This is a genomic window from Methylobacterium sp. CM6247 (assembly GCF_054817925.1).
Genome location: NZ_JBTXKX010000003.1, coordinates 446,490 through 464,820 on the forward strand (window position 1 = coordinate 446,490; position 18,331 = coordinate 464,820).

The 18,331-nt window shown below is 66.3% G+C and carries 14 protein-coding genes; 8 read left to right on the forward strand and 6 right to left on the reverse strand.

Going from position 1 to position 18,331, the window contains the following annotated elements; all coding sequences use genetic code 11:
• Window positions 1-5: 5 nt before the first annotated feature.
• Window positions 6-3,515: a DNA polymerase III subunit alpha gene (dnaE, locus tag ACYQOP_RS02965; RefSeq protein WP_461221080.1), complete on the reverse strand. Its 3,510-nt coding sequence runs from the start codon at window positions 3,513-3,515 to the stop codon at window positions 6-8.
• A gap of 108 nt (window positions 3,516-3,623) precedes the next feature.
• On the reverse strand, window positions 3,624-5,486 hold the full coding sequence (locus ACYQOP_RS02970; RefSeq protein WP_461221081.1) for an ABC transporter transmembrane domain-containing protein: 1,863 nt from the start codon (window positions 5,484-5,486) through the stop codon (window positions 3,624-3,626).
• 188 nt (window positions 5,487-5,674) lie between these two features.
• Here ACYQOP_RS02970 and rpmE point away from each other — a divergent pair, with 188 nt between their 5' ends.
• Window positions 5,675-5,929 (forward strand): 50S ribosomal protein L31, encoded by a 255-nt coding sequence (gene rpmE / locus ACYQOP_RS02975; RefSeq protein ID WP_018045309.1) that lies wholly within the window; start codon window positions 5,675-5,677, stop codon window positions 5,927-5,929.
• 120 nt (window positions 5,930-6,049) lie between these two features.
• Here rpmE and rcdA read toward each other — a convergent pair whose 3' ends face one another.
• A complete protein-coding gene (gene rcdA, locus ACYQOP_RS02980; RefSeq protein ID WP_056431783.1) occupies window positions 6,050-6,577 on the reverse strand; it encodes a protease adaptor protein RcdA in 528 nt (175 codons plus the stop codon).
• A 538-nt stretch (window positions 6,578-7,115) separates the two neighbouring features.
• Between rcdA and rpmH the strand changes: the two genes are divergently transcribed.
• The 5 genes from rpmH (at window position 7,116) to ACYQOP_RS03005 (ending at window position 11,052) form a co-directional block, all read left to right on the forward strand.
• The gene (rpmH, locus tag ACYQOP_RS02985; protein ID WP_018045311.1) at window positions 7,116-7,250 is read left to right on the forward strand and encodes a 50S ribosomal protein L34; all 135 of its coding nucleotides are present in this window, start codon (window positions 7,116-7,118) and stop codon (window positions 7,248-7,250) included.
• 67 nt (window positions 7,251-7,317) lie between these two features.
• Window positions 7,318-7,962: a ribonuclease P protein component gene (gene rnpA / locus ACYQOP_RS02990; protein ID WP_311274251.1), complete on the forward strand. Its 645-nt coding sequence runs from the start codon at window positions 7,318-7,320 to the stop codon at window positions 7,960-7,962.
• A complete protein-coding gene (gene yidC, locus ACYQOP_RS02995) occupies window positions 7,955-9,799 on the forward strand; it encodes a membrane protein insertase YidC (protein WP_311274252.1) in 1,845 nt (614 codons plus the stop codon). Before rnpA ends, yidC begins: the two co-directional genes overlap by 8 nt.
• Before the next feature lie 192 nt (window positions 9,800-9,991).
• Window positions 9,992-10,642: a ribosome biogenesis GTP-binding protein YihA/YsxC gene (yihA, locus tag ACYQOP_RS03000; RefSeq protein ID WP_056432386.1), complete on the forward strand. Its 651-nt coding sequence runs from the start codon at window positions 9,992-9,994 to the stop codon at window positions 10,640-10,642.
• A complete protein-coding gene (locus ACYQOP_RS03005) occupies window positions 10,639-11,052 on the forward strand; it encodes a DUF423 domain-containing protein (protein ID WP_461221082.1) in 414 nt (137 codons plus the stop codon). The genes yihA and ACYQOP_RS03005 overlap by 4 nt, the downstream gene beginning before the upstream one ends.
• Before the next feature lie 147 nt (window positions 11,053-11,199).
• Here ACYQOP_RS03005 and ACYQOP_RS03010 read toward each other — a convergent pair whose 3' ends face one another.
• Window positions 11,200-12,207 carry a calcium-binding protein gene (locus tag ACYQOP_RS03010; protein WP_461221084.1) on the reverse strand — a complete coding sequence of 336 codons (1,008 nt, stop codon included), beginning with the start codon at window positions 12,205-12,207 and terminating at the stop codon, window positions 11,200-11,202.
• 529 nt (window positions 12,208-12,736) lie between these two features.
• On the opposite strand from ACYQOP_RS03010, the gene ACYQOP_RS03015 reads away from it, so the two are divergent.
• Window positions 12,737-13,324, forward strand: a complete 588-nt coding sequence (locus tag ACYQOP_RS03015) for a hypothetical protein (protein WP_419951115.1) — start codon at window positions 12,737-12,739, stop codon at window positions 13,322-13,324.
• Between the two features lie 80 nt (window positions 13,325-13,404).
• On the opposite strand, the gene ACYQOP_RS03020 is transcribed toward ACYQOP_RS03015, so the two are convergent.
• On the reverse strand, window positions 13,405-14,886 hold the full coding sequence (locus tag ACYQOP_RS03020; protein ID WP_056452022.1) for a short-chain fatty acid transporter: 1,482 nt from the start codon (window positions 14,884-14,886) through the stop codon (window positions 13,405-13,407).
• Window positions 14,887-15,075: 189 nt separating this feature from the next.
• Between ACYQOP_RS03020 and ACYQOP_RS03025 the strand changes: the two genes are divergently transcribed.
• On the forward strand, window positions 15,076-15,432 hold the full coding sequence (locus ACYQOP_RS03025; RefSeq protein WP_461221086.1) for a hypothetical protein: 357 nt from the start codon (window positions 15,076-15,078) through the stop codon (window positions 15,430-15,432).
• A 128-nt stretch (window positions 15,433-15,560) separates the two neighbouring features.
• Here the strand turns inward: ACYQOP_RS03025 and clpB are convergent, their stop codons facing one another.
• Window positions 15,561-18,191: an ATP-dependent chaperone ClpB gene (gene clpB / locus ACYQOP_RS03030; protein ID WP_056431759.1), complete on the reverse strand. Its 2,631-nt coding sequence runs from the start codon at window positions 18,189-18,191 to the stop codon at window positions 15,561-15,563.
• Between the last annotated feature and the right edge of the window lie 140 nt (window positions 18,192-18,331).

Genomic DNA, 18,331 nt, shown 5'->3' on the forward strand with positions numbered 1-18,331 from the left:
CCCCGTCAGTTCACTTCGACCTGCACCACACCGGGCACAGCGCGGAGGGCACCCGCGATCTGCGGCGTCGCCTGGTAGCGGCCGGGGAGCTTGACCTCGACCTCCCGGTCGCCGCCGTCGAGGAGGAGGATCAGCGAGACCTCGCCCTCGCCGCGCACCTGCAGGCGCTGCTGCACGCTGACGATGGGGCGCTCGTCGCGGAGATAGACGCGCATGCCCTTCTGGTGGCGTGCCACCGCCTCGTCGAGAGGCTCGGCGGTGACGATGCGCGCGCGCACATCCTCGCCTTCGAGATTGGCCTGGATCTGGAGCACAAGCGGGCGGCCGGGCTCCAGGATCTCGCGGTACTGGCCGAGGCCTTCCTGGAAGATGATCGCCTCGAAATGCCCGGTCTGGTCCGAGAGCGTGACGATGCCGAGCTTGTTGCCGGATTTGGTGCGGCGCTCCGACCGGTCGAGGACGGAAGCGGCGACCTTGCCGACGCTCGACGTGCCGGCGCGGACCGAGCGGCAGAACTCGGCCCAGCTCTGGACGCGCAGCTTCTCCAGCAGGCCGGCATATTCGTCGAGCGGATGGCCCGAGAGGAAGAAGCCGATGGCCTCGTATTCCTTCTTCAGCTTCTCGGCCATGGGCCAGGGCTCGTAGGTGGGCACCCGCAGGGTCACGTCGGCCGAAGCGATGCCGCCGAACATGTCGACGATACCCGTATTGGCCGCCTCCGCCGCCCCTTGCGCCAGCTTCATCATCGGCTCGACGGCGGCGCAGGCCCGCGCGCGGTCGACCTCGATGCAATCCATGGCGCCGGCCGCCACGAGATTTTCCAGGGTACGCTTGTTGATGAGGCGCGGGTTGAGCCGGCGCGCCAGGCAGGCGAGGTCCTTGAACGGCGTGTCGCCGCGTGCTTCCACAACGGCCTCGACGGCGGCCCGGCCCACGCCCTTGATGGCGGCGAGCGCGTAGCCGATGCGCCCGTCATGGACCTCGAAATTGACCCCCGAGGTGTTGATCGAGGGCGGGTCCACCGGGATGCCGAGGCGCTGGGCGTCCTGGCGGAACTCGGCGAGCTTGTCGGTGACGTCGATGTCGAGCTGCATCGCGGCGGCCAGGAACTCCACCGGGTAATTCGCCTTGAGATAGGCCGTCTGGTAGGTCAGCAGCGCGTAGGCGGCGGCGTGCGATTTGTTGAAGCCGTAATCGGCGAATTTCGCCAGCAGGTCGAAGATCTCGTTGGCCTTGGCCTCGGTGAGGCCGCGCTCCACCGAGCCCTTCACGAAACGGTCGCGCTGGGCGTCCATCTCGGCCTTGATCTTCTTGCCCATGGCGCGGCGGAGCATGTCGGCGTCGCCGAGCGAGTAGCCGGCCAGAAGCTTGGCCACCTCCATCACCTGCTCCTGGTAGACGATGATGCCGAAGGTCTCCTTGAGGATCGGCTCCAGCTTCTCGTGCGGGTACCAGCTCGCCTCGTTGCCGGCATCGCGGCCGAGCTTGCGCTCGCAATAGACCGGGATGTTGGCCATGGGGCCGGGCCGGTAGAGCGCCACGAGGGCGATGATGTCCTCGAACCGGTCGGCCTGCATCTCGACCAGCGCCTTGCGCATGCCGGCGGATTCCACCTGGAACACGCCCACCGTCTCGCCGCGCTTCATCGGCGTATAGGTCGCCGAGTCGTCGAGGGGCAGCGAGGCGAGATCGACGATGATGCCGCGCTGCGCCAGGAGGTCGGTGCAGCAGCGCAGCATGGTCAGGGTCTTGAGGCCGAGGAAGTCGAACTTCACGAGGCCCGCCGCCTCGACCCATTTCATGTTGAACTGGGTCACCCGCATCCCGGTCTTCGGGTCGCGGTAGAGCGGCACGAGCTGTTCCAGCGGCCGGTCGCCGATGACCACGCCCGCCGCGTGGGTCGAGGCGTGGCGGTGCAGGCCCTCGAGCTTCTTGGCGATCTGCATCAGCCGCGCGACGACGGGCTCCTCCTCCATCGCGGCCTGAAGCTTGGGCTCGCCCTCGATGGCCTGGACCAGGGTGACGGGGTTGGCCGGGTTCTGCGGCACCAGCTTCGTCAGCTTGTCGACCTGCCCGTAGGGCATTTCGAGGACGCGGCCGACGTCGCGCAGCACACCGCGCGCCTGCAGCGTACCGAAGGTGATGATCTGCGCGACCTGCTCGTGGCCGTAGCGTTCCTGCACGTACTGGATCACGCGCTCACGACCATCGACGCAGAAATCGATGTCGAAATCCGGCATCGAGACGCGCTCGGGGTTGAGGAAGCGCTCGAACAGCAGACCGAAGCGCAGCGGATCGAGATCGGTGATCAGGAGCGCGTAGGCGACGAGGGAGCCGGCACCCGAACCACGGCCCGGCCCCACCGGGATGTCGTGGTCCTTGGCCCATTTGATGAAGTCCGACACGATGAGGAAGTAGCCGGGGAACTTCATCTTCACGATGACGTCGAGCTCGAAGGCGAGACGATCGCGATAGACCTGTTCGGTCATGCCCTCGCATGGGCCGTGCTGGGCAAGGCGCAGTTCCAGCCCGGCCTCGGCCTGGCGGCGCAGTTCGGACGGCTCGTCGAGGGCGATCTCCTCGGCGACATCCGGCGAGACCGCCTCTACGGGCAGCGCGTCGAGAGCGGCAACGACGCCGAAATTCGGCAGGATCGGCTTGCGGGTGCGCACCCGATAGGTGCAGCGCATGGCGATTTCCACGGTGGCGGACAGGGCATCCGGCAGGTCGTGGAAGAGCTTGGCCATTTCGGCGCGGGTCTTGAAGCCGTGGCGCGGAGTGAGCTTGCGGCGGCGCTCGTCCGAGACGAGGCGCCCCTCGGCGATGGCGAGCAACGCGTCGTGGGCGTCGTAATCGTCAGGCTTGGCGAAGAACGGTTCGTTGGTGGCCACGATCGAGAGGCCGTTGGAATCGGCGAGCCGGATCAGCTCGCGCTCCACCATGCGCTCGTCATCGAGCCCGTGGCGCAGGATCTCCACGTAGAGCCGGTCCTCGCCGAAAGCCTGTTTCAGCTGGGCGAGACGGGCGGCGGCGAGCTCGACACGTCCGCCGCGCAGGGCCGTATCGAGGGGGCCGGTGGTGCCACCCGTCAGAGCGATGAGGCCTTCCGCGTTCTCCGCCAGTGCCTCTACGGTGAGACGGGGCGCATCGCCCAGGGGGCCGTCGAAATAGGCACGGCTCGCCAGACGCAGGAGGTTGCCGTAGCCGGCCTCGCTCTGCGCCAGCACGACGACGTTGGAGGTGGTGATCTGCGACAGCCGCGCCATCGGGTCCGGCGCCTCGAAAACCACCGAGAGTTGCATTCCGGCGATGGGCTGGATGCCCGTTCCGGCGGCCTTCTCGGAAAATTCCAGCGCCCCGAACAGGTTGTTGGTGTCGGTGAGCGCCAGCGCCGGCTGCCGGTCGGCGGCGGCCGCCTTGACGATGTCGCCGACCTTCAGCGCCCCTTCGAGCAGCGAGAAGGACGAGTGGACATGGAGGTGGACGAAACCGGGATCTTTGAGGATGCGCGCCATGACTCAACCCATCCCGAGTCGCGGTTCACGGTCTATTACCATTACCACATCCGGCGCATTTGCCTGTGGAGAGGGCCTTTCCCGCAACGCCCCCTCCCCCGTTGCCGCCTATTCGGCCGGCAGGGCGAACCGCTTCGTCTTCGGTTCTTTCCCGCGCGCCGTCTCATCGAGGGCGTCGGTGAATTGCAGGGCGGCCAGCTGCGCGTAGAGCGCCCCCTGCGCCAGCAAGCTCTCATGCGTTCCAGTCTCGACGATCCTGCCGCCGTCGAGGACGAGGATGCGGTCGGCAGCGCGGATCGTGGCCAGCCGATGGGCGATGACCAGGGTCGTGCGCCCCCGCATGAGCGTATCGAGCGCGGTCTGCACCGCGCGCTCGCTCTCGGCATCGAGGGCCGAGGTCGCTTCGTCGAGGAGCAGGATCGGCGCGTCCTTGAGAATGGCGCGGGCAATGGCGACACGCTGGCGCTGACCGCCGGACAGCGTGACGCCGCGCTCGCCGACCTGCGTGTCGTAGCCCTGCGGCAGGGCGCGGATGAAGCCGTCCGCATGGGCGAGTTCCGCCGCGCGATGAACCTCGGCCTCGCTCGCCCGTGGGCGACCGTAGCGGATATTCTCGATCACCGAGCCGGAGAAGACAGTGGGATCCTGCGGCACGAGGGACATGCGCTCGCGCAGGGCATCCGGATCGACGCTGGCGATGTCGATTCCATCGACGCGCACGATGCCGGATTGCGGATCGTAGAAGCGCAGCAGCGCCTGCAGCACCGTGGTCTTGCCCGCACCCGAAGGGCCCACGAGGGCGACGCGCTCCCCATGCGCCACCTGGAAGCTGATCCCGTCGAGGGAGGGATACTCCGGCCGGGTCGGATAGGTCAGGCGGACCGATTCGAAGGCCACCTCGCCGCGCGGCGGCACCGGCAGGAGTTTCGGCTCGGCGGGTGCGCGGATCGCGGGCTCGGCGGCCAGAATCTCGCCAAGGCGCTCGGCGGCGCCGGCGGCCTGCGCGAGTTCGCCGTAGACCTCTGAAAGCTGCCCCAGGGCGCTGGCGCCGAATACCGCGTAGAGCACGAATTGCGAGAGCTGGCCCGCCGTCATCGTGCCGGCCAGCACCCCTTGGGCGCCGTACCACATCACCCCGACGACGCTGGCGGAGATGAGGAAGATCGCGACGCCGGTGAGCAGGGCGCGCGCCTTCACCGAGTCACGGGCGGCCGAATAGGCATTCTCGGAAGCCTGCCCGAAATGCTCCGCCGTGGCGCGACCCATGCCGAAGGCCTGCATGGTGCGAATCGCCCCGATCGCCTCCGCCGCATAGGCCGAGGCGTCGGCCAGCCGGTCCTGCGCGGCGCGGGAACGCCGCCGCACGCCGCGTCCGGACAGGATCAGCGGGAACACGATGAGCGGGATCGCCACGAGAACCAGGATCGACAGTTTGGGACTGGTGATGACCATCATCACCACCGCGCCGACGAACAGGAAGGCGTTTCGCAGCAGGATCGAGATGGAGACCCCGAACACGGCCTTGACCTGGGTCGCGTCGGCGGTGAGCCGGGAGACGATCTCGCCCGATTGCGTGCGGTCGAAGAAAGCGGGATCGAGGATGGTGAGGCGGGCGAAGACCGCGCTGCGCAGGTCCGCGACCACGCGCTCACCCAGCGTCACCACGGTGTAGTACCGGGCGGCACTCGACAGGGCGAGCACCGACACCACGCCGATCAGAGCCATGAAGTAAGCGTCGATGACGCTGTGGCCTTCGGGCGAGAAGCCGTGGTCGATCACCCGGCGCAGGGCGATCGGCACCACGAGGGTCGCAACCGAGGCCGAAAGCAGCGACAGGAACGCCGCGAGGATGCGACCGCGATAAACCAAGGCGAAGGGAATCAGCGGCCTCAGCGACCCGAGAGGAGCTTTGCCGCGACCGTTGCCGCCCGGGCCTTCGCCCTGTGAATTCTTTTTACGCCCGCGAGCCATCGTGCCTCGTCATCATCCCCGACACAGAATCGGTTTCAAGAAAATAGCGGTCCCGGCGATCTCCCGCGCCCGACCGCTTGTTCGGAAGAAGCACGTGGGGTATAGGCCCGCCTTCATCCGATTGCGCGTGATCTAAGGCCGCGGGCCGCCAGGCGGGCCGGTCGGCGTGGCTATTCAAGGATTTCGTCATGGCAAAGAGTGCGGCCGACAAGGCCAAGGGTACCGAACATCCCGACTACCATTTCATCAAGGTCGTGATGACCGATGGGTCCGACTACATGACCCGGTCGACCTACGGCAAGGAGGGCGACACCCTCAACCTCGACATCGACCCGAATACGCACCCGGCCTGGACTGGCGGCGAGCAGAAGATGCTCGATCGCGGCGGCCGTGTTTCTCGGTTCAACTCGCGCTTCGGCGCCCTGTCCTTCGGCAAGAAGTGATTCGAGCGAACTGACCGCCGCGACCGGTTGGTGGCGGCGGAGGGTTCTTGAAACGCGAAAGGGCGGCGCCATCGAGGCGCCGCCCTTTCGCGTTTCAGGCCATCGAAGCCCAACCCTGTTTCAGTGGGCGGTACCGAAGGCGCTCCGCAGCAGACCCTGCTGCGCGGCGACGGGGCTTTCCCCGAAGACCGGGGTCGGGCGGTCGTCGGAGATGAGGCCGTCGAGATGCAGGATGCGGGCGTGGAGCCGGCGCGAGCGGACGGTGAGGTCCTGAAGGCGAGCCGGGAGAGTGACGAAGGTCTCGGCGCGGAAGGTCTCCGGTGTCGCGAGACGGACGCGGGTCTTCTCCTGGAGGGCCTGGGCGGGGGTGATCTCGCCCTCCGACACGGCACGCTGCACCAGAAGCCACGACGCGATCTGCATCAGCCGGGTGGTGAGGCGCATGCTCTCGCTGGCATAGGACAGGGTGCTGTCGCGCGACAGCAGACGCGATTCCTCGCGCCCATCGCCATCGAGATAGGCCGCGGCCTCTTCGACCATGGTCATGCCTTCGCGGAACAGGACGCGAAAGGCCTCGGAATTCACATACGTGTCGCCGAAGTTGACCCAGTCCCGCTCGTCGCGAAAGGTGACATCCAACTCGTTCATCCTGCCTCCTGTGCCGCTACCGGACCGCTTTGTCCCGATCTGAGACACGATCAGTGCGTTCGCGACCAGAGGCGCAACACTAGCGCCGAACGTGCCGCCCCGCGCCGTTGACCGGAGATTAACGTTAATGGGCCGGACTGGTGCCGATGAAACCGCATTTGGCGACGTCGTTCCGCGAATCGGCGGAACGAAAAAAAAGCCGCCCGGAGGGGCGGCTTTGGTGAAGTCGACAGAGGCATCAAAACAGCGGCAGACCGAAATCTGCCCCACATCCGGAAAACCGGATATGATTTCTTCATAAGCTGAAAAGGTTAACGCCCGACTAAGGGCGGACACGGTCCGGCGACAGAACGGGCGCTGGGAAATGCCCGCGCCAGAATTGACTTCGCCCCCCCTCTCCGCCATAAGCCGCGCCATCGCGTTGCCGCGCCCCATGTGGGCGCTCTTCGCGCTTGCAGACACATTTCAGGGCGAGTGAAGATGTCGGTGGGGCTCCTGCAGCCAGCCGGATCGATCCTCGGCCATCGGAGATCGCGCCATGAAGAGAACCTATCAGCCCAGCAAGCTCGTGCGTAAGCGTCGTCACGGCTTCCGCGCTCGCATGGCGACGGCCGGCGGCCGCAAGGTCATCGCTGCCCGCCGCTCGCACGGTCGCAAGAAGCTCTCGGCCTGATTTCTAGGCGCCCCGGCGGCGTAGTCCGCTGGGGTAGGCCTTGATCAACCCGAGGCTTGCCCAAGCGATGACCTCGCCCCTTGGCCGCAGGATCGAACCGGCAGTGTCGACGATCGGACGGCTGAAGCGGAGACCGGACTTTCTCGCTGCTGCGGGAGGGCGCCGTTTTCACACCGAGCTCATGAGTGCCCAAGGCCGGCTGCGTCATGCGGCCGGCACGCCTGTGCCTGCCACCTCGGAGAGCGCAGCGGTCGATGGACTTCGCATCGGCTTCACGATCACCAAGCGGGTCGGTCACGCGACGGAGCGCAACCGCATCCGCCGCCGATTGCGCGATGCCGTGAAGCGCGCAGCAGCCGAGTTGCCGTCCGCCGAGGCCGATATCGTGCTCGTGGCCCGTCGCCCGGCTCTGCATGCGCCTTTCGACACGCTGGTCGCCGATCTGCGCCGTTCCGTTGGCGCGGTGATCAAGCCGAGTGACGGCAGGCAGCAGGGCCAGAAGAACCGCCCCGGACGTGGGAAAGGTCGCTCCGGCGCGGCCAACCCGGCCGATGCCGTGAAAGGCCCGGTTCGCGGCGACCCGACACCATCCTGCCATCATGCGGCCGATGCGCCCCTGCAGCACGAGGCGCCGTCGATGCCTCGCGCGGCGAGCGGAGCCTTCGACGCCTCCCCTCCTTCGAACACACGCGACGGATCTCTCGATGGGTAATGACAAGACGAACATGATCGTCGCGATCGCCTTGTCGCTGGCGGTCCTGCTCGGGTGGAACTACTTCATCGCCGCCCCCCGCGTGGAGCAGCAGCGTCAGGCCGAGTTGCAGAACAAGGCTGCTGCCCAGGCTGCCAACCCGACCGGCGCTCCCTCGGCGAGCCCGGCGGAAGGCGGTCCCTCGGCTCCCGTTCCGGGCACCCTGCCGAACGCGGCCGTATCGGTGGAGAGCCGCGAGGCAGCCCTGGCCCGTTCCCCGCGCGTGGCCATCGACACCCCGGCCCTGGCCGGTTCGATCGCCCTGAAGGGTGGCCGCGTCGATGACGTCTCGCTCAAGGGCTACCACGAGACCGTGAGCGATTCGAGCCCGCGCATCGTGCTGCTCTCGCCCACCGGTAGCGCGAACCCGTATTACGCGGAATTCGGCTGGGTCGGTCAGAACACAGGCCCCCTCCCCACGGGCGACACGGTGTGGACCGCCGATGCCGCCGCGCTGACGCCGGCAAAGCCTCTGACCCTCACCTACGACAACGGCGCAGGCCTGCTGTTCAAGCGCGTCATCGCCGTCGACGACAAGTTCATGTTCACGATCCGCGACGAGGTCGAGAACAAGGGGGCGAGCGCCGTCACGCTGTATCCGTATGGGCTGGTCTCGCGCTGGGGCAAGCCGACGACGCAGGGCTATTACGTGCTGCATGAGGGCATGATCGGCGTCCTCGGCGCCGATGGCCTGCAGGAATACACCTACGATCACGTTGCCAAGGAGCCGGCGCTCGGCAATGCCGGCACCAAGGGCAAGGCATGGGCGAACGTGAGCGGCGGCTTCGTCGGCATCACCGACAAGTACTGGGCCGCGGCCACGATCCCGGACCAGGCCACGCCCTATACCGGCAGCTTCACCGAACGCACCGACGGCGCCACCAAGGTCTATCAGGCCAGCGTGCGCGGCGATGGCCGCAGCGTCGAGCCGGGCGCGACCGTGACGTCGACCCAGCAGCTCTTCGCCGGTGCCAAGGAAGTCAACACGATCAACGGCTACCAGAAGGATCTCGGCATCAAGCAGTTCGATCTGATGATCGACTGGGGCTGGTTCCACTTCATCACCAAGCCAATGTTCCGCGCGTTGGACTTCTTCTTCCACCTGTTCGGCAATTTCGGCGTGTCGATCCTGGTGGTGACGTTCTGCCTTAAGCTGCTGTTCCTGCCGATCGCCAACAAGTCGTACCAGTCCATGGCCAAGATGAAGGCCGTGCAGCCGGAGATGGCCTCGATCCGCGAGCGCTACGGCGACGACAAGATGAAGCAGCAACAGGCGATGATGGAGCTGTACAAGAAGGAGAAGATCAACCCGGTTGCCGGCTGCTGGCCGGTGCTGATCCAGATCCCGGTCTTCTTCGCGCTCTACAAGGTCCTGTTCATCACCATCGAGATGCGGCATGCGCCGTTCTTCGGCTGGATCCAGGATCTCGCCGCTCCCGATCCGACGAACATCCTGAACCTGTTCGGGCTCCTGCCTTTCGCCGCCCCGGACTTCATCCATCTCGGCATCTGGCCGATCGTGATGGGCATCACGATGTTCATTCAGATGAAGATGAACCCCGCGCCGCCGGACCCGGTCCAGGCGCAGATCTTCACCTTCATGCCCATCGTGTTCACCTTCATGCTCGGCTCGTTCCCGGCCGGTCTGGTGATCTACTGGGCCTGGAACAACACCCTCTCGGTGATCCAGCAATACGTCATCATGCGCCGCAACGGCGTGAAGGTGGAGTTGTGGGACAACCTCGGCGGGATGTTCAAGAAGAAGCCCGCCGACAAGAACGCACCGGCCAAGAGCTAGGCTTCGCGTTCTTCTCAACGAGACCACCCCGGCTCCTCATCCCGAGACGCCGGAGCGAAGCGGAGGCCTCGAAAGAGGCCTCCAGGACCCGACGCGGTTTCTGGACGCCTCCTTCGAGGCCGCTTCGCGGCACCTCAGGATGAGGTCGATGGTGGGACACGTCACGTTTCCCTCTCTCAGCCGGAGACCATGATGACCGAGCCCGAAGCCGACGCAGCCCTCCTCGAATCCGGCCGCCTGCTGTTCGCGGGAGTGGCCGATTTCCTGTCCTCCGCGCCGAACGTCGCCGCGCTGCCGCCGATGAAGGGCGTCGAGATCGCCTTTGCCGGGCGCTCCAATGTCGGCAAGTCGAGCCTCGTCAACGCACTGACCGGCCGCAACACCCTGGCGCGGACGTCGCATACGCCGGGCCGGACGCAGCAACTCAACTTCTTCGATATCGGCGGGCGACTGACCCTGGTGGACATGCCCGGCTACGGCTACGCCGCCGTGGAAAAGACCAAGGTCGAGGCCTGGACCGACCTGATCCACGACTACCTCAAGGGTCGCGCCAATCTCGCCCGCGTCTTCATGCTGATCGATTCCCGCCACGGATTGAAGAGCATCGATACCGACGTGCTCGACGGGCTCGACAAGGCCGCCGTGAGCTATCAGATCGTCCTGACCAAGGGCGATGCCCTGAAGAAGGCCGAAGTCGATGCGCGCATTGCCGGCATCCGCTCCGCCATCGCCAAGCGCCCGGCGGCCTACCCTGAGATCCTGATCACATCCAGCCGCGACGACCGTGGCGTGCCGGAACTACGGGCGAGCGTCGCCCGGATCCTGGCCGAGCGCGGCGCATGACCGGCTTCGACCGTGCCCTCCTTGCTCTCGGCGCGCTCGCCGGCCTGCTCGGCGTCGCCGCTAGCGCGGCCGCGGCCCATATCCCCGGAGCCGACAGCCTGAAGACGGCGGCGCAGTTTCTGCTGTTCCACGCGCCCGCCATCATCGCACTCGTGGCCCTGACGGCCACCGGGCTCACTCACCGCCTCACGACCCGGGTCGCCGCTGCCGCCCTGGTGATCGGACTCGCGCTGTTCTCCGGTGATCTGTCCTTGCGCGCCCTGAAGGGCATTCCCCTCTTTCCGATGGCCGCGCCGACCGGCGGCGTCATCCTCATGGCCGGCTGGCTGGTCGCGGCATTGGCCGCTTTCGTTCCGGCGCGGACCCGACAGGGTCCACTTGGCCAGCACCCGCCCGCAATTCGATCCTAGCGACACCTCGACCCTGGGCGCGTTCGTCCAAGGTCGAGGGGCGGATCGGAGTGGCACCCGGTCCTTGCAGTGCCTCGAGAAAGTTCCGGTTCACACACGGCTCTCGTTCCGAACCCAAGAGCAAAACGGAAGTTCTACGGGTGGGACTCAGGCGAACAGGAAATCGGTCGCGTGCAGATCCGCGACCTGCAGGCCGGCGAGCCTGATGCTGCCCTCGTCATACTGAATGACGACGCCGGCGCTGGTGTTCTCGGCGTGAGAGACCACGGCGGCAAAGGAGCCCAGCACATCCTTCTCCAGGCGAATGACGTCGGGCGAGCCCGATCCGGGGCTGAAGTCGGTGATGACGTCCTTGCCGGTGAGCCGATCGAAAACGAAGGTATCGCGGCCGGCGCCGCCGGTCAGTCTGTCGTTGCCGGTCCCGCCGATCAGCATGTCATTGCCGTCATCGCCTCGGAGCGAGTCGTTGCCGGCGTCGCCGAACAGGATGTCGGCGCTTGACCCGCCGTTCAGTACGTCCTTCCCCTCGCCCCCGAACAGCTTGTCCGACGAGCCATCCCCCGAAAGGACATCGTCGCCGCTGGCGCCCACGACCCGGTCCACCCCGTCTCCGCCCTGAAGCGTGTCGTTGCCGGCACCACCGTTGAGTTGGTCGTCCCCGATGTTGCCGCTCAGGAGATTGTTGGCGGCATCACCCGTAAGTTTATCGTTTTGGTCGGTCCCACTCACGTTCTCGACGCCGGAGACGGTTTGCTTGCCTTCTTCACCCCCGACGATGAAATAAGACTTCTGGCTCAGATTGACGTTGGCGGCTCGGTCGAAAGCAAAGAACGCGAGAGTATCGGTACCCGACTGGCCGTAGACGTCGTCGACGAACAAGTCGTAGCGCATGACGAACCGGTCATCGCCGGATCCGCCGTAGAGCGTATCGACGCCGTTATCTCCGATCAGCAGATCGTTGCCACCGCCGCCATAGAGGGTGTCGCTGCCGATATAATTCGTCGCCGAATCGGAGTCGCCAAAAATGGTATCATCCCCGCCTCGACCGTAGATCACATCGTTGCCACTGTAGCCGAGAATATAGTCTTTCTCGTCAGTCACACCCGTGCTGTAATCTATGAGATCTGCCTGACCAGTGCCCATTACATACGCCATGACGTTCCTTTCCTTCGCATTCTCCAACGAGGATCGAGTTGCATGACTAGCCTAAACATTTGCAGGCAGACAGGCAATCAAGAAATATATACTTGATTTATATGAGTATTAACTAGAACTCTGGTCTTTGCCTGCAGTTTTCAACGCCCTCGACGCCTCATCCCTAATGGCCTCCTTCACGGGATCGAGGTGTTCGCCCAATGAGGGGACGGCGCGGAATCATCCTTTGGGAGTGCCCAACCCCGATAGGCGGGGCATGAAATCTCGGCGCTCAGACGAGAGGATCAGTCATCACCGGCAGGGTGAAGTCGGCAATATTGAATGCTCCACGCCATCGGCCGGGCATCCGAATGGATCGAGACGACACAGGCTACAGCGAGATCCCGTTCACCCGCGCTACCACCGCCCTGATCAGGGAGCGCCGCTGACGCACCGGTTCGCCGTGACCGCCTTCTAGATCACCGTCGCCATCGGCCTGCGGGGGTGATGGTATACGCTCTCTCACCCCCCGCGCCGGAGGGAGGATCGCTTGCTGAAACCCTGGATTCTGTTCGCCGCCTGCCTCGCGGCCATCCCCGTCCGCGCCGCGCCGATCGAGGAGAACGAGCCGTTGGTGATGCGGATCATCTTCGAGGATTGCCTCGGTTATATCCGCCACGGCCGCACGCCGTTCCAGGGGCTCGCGACGCGGCCCGCCTCGCGCGAGGCGATCGACACCATCCCGCGCCTGGCGCCGGACCGGGAGAAGGCAGTGGAGCTTTTATCGCCGCGCTACGTCGCATCCTGGGGGCAGGACGGACACGGCCGGCATTGCCTCATCCGTACGGTCTGGCAGGCCGAGCCGGACGCCCGGCCCATGCGCCTTGGCGTACCGAGCGATGGCTTCCTGCAACGCGTCGATGCGCGCGCCCGCGCCGAGGGTCTGACGAGCAGCGGTATGGCGGATGCGTTCACGCCGATATCCGTCAGCTCCTGGTCCGAGGGCGAAACCGGCCATGGCAGCGGTCCGCTGCGGCCGGTCAGTTTCTCGCTCGTGGCCTCGGCCGCCGACGAGGCCGGGGGCCTCGCCGATGCCGGCGTGATCGCCATGGGCGGTCCGCCGCAGGGACGCCCTTGAAAGCCCGCCCCTCGTCCTATGCGGTAGATCGGCGGGCTCGCGCCACATAGTCGGGTCAGGCCCGAGAAACAGGCCGGCCCCTACGGCATCACTGGAGGGTGGTAGGTGAGCGTGAAGGCCAGCGCCCAGAGCAGGAACAGCACCACCGGCAGATGGATGATGAGCTGAAGGAAGCTGAACCCTACGATGTCGCGGGCCTTGAGGCCGAGGATGCCGAGAAGCGGCAACATCCAGAACGGGTTGATCAGGTTCGGCAGCGCCTCGGCGGCGTTGTAGATCATCACCGCCCAGCCGAGATGGACCTGCAGCTCGTTGGCCGCCTGCATCACGTAGGGCGCTTCCAGCAGCCATTTGCCGCCGCCCGACGGCACGAAGAAGCCGAGCACCGCCGAATAGACGCCCATGGAAATCGGGAAGCTGCCCGTGGTGTTCAGCGCCACGAACGCGTGAGTGATGACATCCGAGACCGAGGTACCGCCCGCGTTCTTCGCGTTGGTCAGCATGGCGCTGATCGCCGCGTAGAGGGGGAACTGGATCAGCACACCGGCGGTGGCCGGCACCGCCTTCGCCACGGAGGCGAGGAAGTTCCGCGGCCGCCAATGCAGCAGCAGGCCGAGGGTGAGGAAGAGCAGGTTGTAGGTGTTGAGGTTGGAGATCGCGGTGATCCAGGATTGGCGCGCGAATTCCTGGTAGAGCCAGCCGGCGGCGATGATGACGAGGAGCAGGGTCAGGATCGGCGAATGCTCCAGCCATTCCGAAGGCTGCTGCGGCCGGGACTCGTCCGGCTTGTCGCGCGAGACGTCGAGGCCGAGATCGTCGGCCGTCACGGCGGTGGCGGGCTGCGGCGCCGAGACATAGGCGATGATGATCGAGATCACGAAGAGGATCAGGGCGATCAGCATCGACTGCCAGAGGAAGATCGTCTCGCTGAACGGGATCACGCCGGTGATCGGCAGCAGGCTCGGCGGCAAGCTCTTCGGATTGGCCTGGAGCTGGGCGGCCGATGAGCTGAGCCCCATGGCCCAGGTGGCGCCGAGCCCGAGATAGGCCGCGGCACCGGCGGCCCGGTAATCCATGCGAAGTTCGGTGCGGCGGGCGAGCGCGCGGGCGAGAAGGCCGCCGAAGATCAGGCTGAGGCCCCAGCTCAGGAACGACGACAGCATCGTCGCCGCCGCCACGAAGCCGACCGCGCCCCGGCCGGTCTTCGGCACGAGGGCGAGCCGGTCGATCAGCCGCTGCACCGGCGGCGCCGTCGCCACCACGTAGCCGCCGATGGTGACGAAGGCCATCTGCATGGTGAAGGGGATCAGGCTCCAGAACCCGTCACCGAAGCTCTTGGCCACCGTCATCGCAGGCGCGCCGTTGGCCAGCGCCCCGAGGGCCACGATGACCACCGCGATGGCCACGAAGATGAACGCGTCGGGAAACCAGCGCTCGGCCCAGACGGTGAAGCGGATGCCGAGGCGGGACAGGGCACCATCGGTGGCGACTTCGCCGACGGGGCGGCCGGTTCCCGGTTTGGACGGAACCGGATCGCGGGATTCTGGACTGGGTGCCGACATCTGAAATCCCGCCGTGATCCGGCCTGGTCCACCAAGCCGATGCCGTGCATGTTGCCCAAACATGGAGCGGGCTCAAGCCCGGCTTTTTGGCTTGTCACCAAGCTAAAGTCGGCGGGGATGGGTCGCCTTCAACCTTCCTTCAGTACCGCGCATCTCACTATGCGCCGCGATCCTTCCAGGGGATGACGTGTGACACGGCCAGCGAGCAAATCCGTCCAGGAGATCATTCGCGACCGTCGCCCGAATGCGGATGCGCCGTTCCACGATCTCACCGATGGAACGGAAACCGGCCCTGCTGACAGGTTAAGGAGAACCCACGGCTCGCAACTGGCCTGGCTGTTCGGCCTCGTTGCCAGCGTCGCGGCGATTGCCGGTGTTGTGCTCGTCGTCCTGGCGGCGCCACCTGTGTTCGACTGCCGAAACCGGGCCGAACAGGGCTTCTTCGTAGGACAGACCTATGGTGGCTGCGTAGCAAGTGAGGTTTCGACGCGGTGGAACCTGCTCGAACAGCGCGTGAAGCTGGCACTGCGCGGCTCGGGTCGCTGAACTGCGCTTTCTTTCCCGTGCCAGGAACCCCGTCTATTCAGAAGTTATCCGAGAGGTGGCGGCGACTGCCATAAGATCGGCTTCCGGCGGAGGCGGTCCCCGCCGGAAGCATGGAAGCGAACCTCGCCTCAGTTGAGCGTGGCGCTCGCCGGACGCCGCTCCGGTAAAGCGGGATCGTCGCCGATCATCAGGCCGGACGGGCCGAGCCGGACCGGCACCGCCTCGCCGTCATGGATCCGGCCCGCGAGCAGTTGCTCGGCCAGCCGGTCCTGCACCGCCTTCTGGATGACGCGCTTGAGCGGACGCGCCCCGTAGGCCGGGTCGTAGCCCTTGTCGGCCAGCCAGTCGCGGGCATCGGGCTCCACGTCGAGGGCGATCTTGCGCTCGTCGAGGAGGGTCTGGAGGCGCCCGAGCTGGATATCGACGATCGCCCCCATCTCGGACCGCCGGAGACGGTGGAACAGGATGATCTCGTCGATGCGGTTGAGGAATTCCGGCCGGAAATGATGGCGGACCACACCCATCACCTCCTCGCGGACCTCATCCGTATCCTGCCCTTCCGTCTGAGCCACCAAATATTCCGACCCGAGATTCGAGGTCATGATCAGCAGCGTATTGCGGAAATCCACCGTGCGCCCCTGCCCGTCCGTCAGGCGTCCGTCGTCGAGAACCTGCAACAGGACGTTGAACACGTCCGGATGCGCCTTCTCGATCTCGTCGAACAGCACGACCTGATACGGCCGGCGCCGCACAGCCTCGGTGAGCGCACCGCCCTCCTCGTAGCCGACATAGCCCGGAGGCGCGCCAATCAGCCGGGCGACCGAGTGCTTCTCCATGTATTCCGACATGTCGATGCGCACGAGGGCCGTGTCGTCGTCGAACAGGAAGCCGGCCAGCGCCTTGGTCAACTCGGTCTTGCCGACGCCCGTCGGTCCGAGGAACATGAACGAGCCGATCGGCCGGTTCGGATCCTGCAGGCCGGCGCGGGCACGCCGCACGGCGGTGGCCACCGCCTCGACGGCTTCCCGCTGGCCGATGACGCGCTTGCCCAGTTCGGCCTCCATGCCGAGGAGCTTCTCGCGCTCGCCCTCCAGCATCTTGTCCACGGGCACGCCGGTCCAGCGCGAGACGACGCCCGCGATATGGGCCGGCGTCACCGCCTCCTCCACCATGCCGTCGCGGGCGACAGCGCTTTCGGCGGCCGCCTCGTTCTCGGCGAGCTCCCGCTCCAACCCAGGGATCACGCCGTAGGCGAGTTCGCCCGCGCGCTGGTACTGGCCCTGGCGCTGGGCCGAGGCGAGTTCGTTGCGCGCCTCGTCGAGCTTCTTCTTGAGCTCGGCCGCCGCACCCAACTTGTCCTTCTCGGCCTTCCAGCGGGAGGTGATCGCGGCCGATTGCTCTTCGAGATCGGCCAGCTCCTTCTCCAGTCGCACCAGACGGTCGCGGGAGGCGGAATCGGTCTCTTTCTTCAGCGCCTCGCCCTCGATCTTGAGGCGGACTACCTCACGGTCGATGTTGTCGAGCTCCTCCGGCTTCGAATCCACCTGCATGCGTAGGCGCGACCCGGCCTCGTCCATCAGGTCGATGGCTTTATCGGGCAGGAAGCGGTCGGTGATGTAGCGGTTCGACAGAGTCGCGGCCGCCACGAGGGCCGCGTCCTGAATGCGCACGCCGTGATGCTGCTCGTACTTCTCCTTGATGCCGCGCAGGATCGAGACCGTGTCCTCGACGGTGGGCTCGGACACGAAGACGGGCTGGAAGCGGCGGGCCAAGGCCGCGTCCTTCTCCACATGCTTGCGGTATTCGTCGAGCGTGGTCGCGCCGACGCAATGCAGCTCGCCGCGTGCCAGAGCGGGCTTGAGCAGATTCGAGGCGTCCATCGCCCCGTCCGCCTTCCCGGCTCCCACCAGCGTGTGCATCTCGTCGATGAACAGGATGATGCCGCCGGCGGCCGAGGTGACCTCGGAGAGCACGCCCTTCAGCCGCTCCTCGAACTCGCCGCGATATTTCGCGCCGGCGATCAGCGCACCCATGTCGAGGGCGAGCAGGCTCTTGTCCTTCAAGCTCTCCGGCACGTCGCCATCGACGATGCGAAGGGCCAATCCTTCGACGATGGCGGTCTTGCCGACGCCGGGCTCGCCGATCAGAACCGGGTTGTTCTTGGTGCGCCGGGACAGGACCTGGATAGTGCGGCGGATCTCCTCGTCGCGACCGATCACCGGGTCGAGCTTGCCCTCCCGGGCGGCCTCGGTGAGGTCGCGGGCGTATTTCTTGAGGGCGTCGTAGGCATTCTCGGCCGTGGCATTGTCGGCCGTGCGGCCCTTGCGGAGCGCGTTGATGGCGGCGTTCAGCGACGCGGCGGTGACGCCGGCGGCGGCGAGCGCACGGCCGGATTCGGTGTCCTTCTCCACGGCGAGGGCGAGCAGCAGGCGCTCGACGGTGACGTAGGAATCACCCGCCTTCTGGGCGGCCTTCTCGGCGGTGTCGAACAGGCGCACGAGTTCGCGCGTCGCCTGGGGCTGCGCGGAATTGCCCGAAACCTTGGGCTGCTTGGCCAACCATTGCTCGACCTGGGCGAGCGCCACGCGGGACTGTCCGCCGGCGCGGTCGATAAGGCCTGCGCAAAGCCCCTCGGGATCGTCGAGGAGCACCTTCAGGAGGTGGCCGGGCTGCAATTGCGGGTGGCCTTCGCGAAGGGCCAGGGATTGCGCGGCCTGGACGAAGCCGCGGGCGCGTTCGGTATAGATCTCGAAATTCATGTCTTTCCTCTCCCCCGTGCCGACGATCCACCGCCCGCCAAGCGGCGCGGCCCCGTCGAGACGTCGCTCCCCGACCGAATGGTCCGGGGAACACCGGCGCCGCGAGGGCCGCCGATGTTCACGATGTAGTGTTGCATATG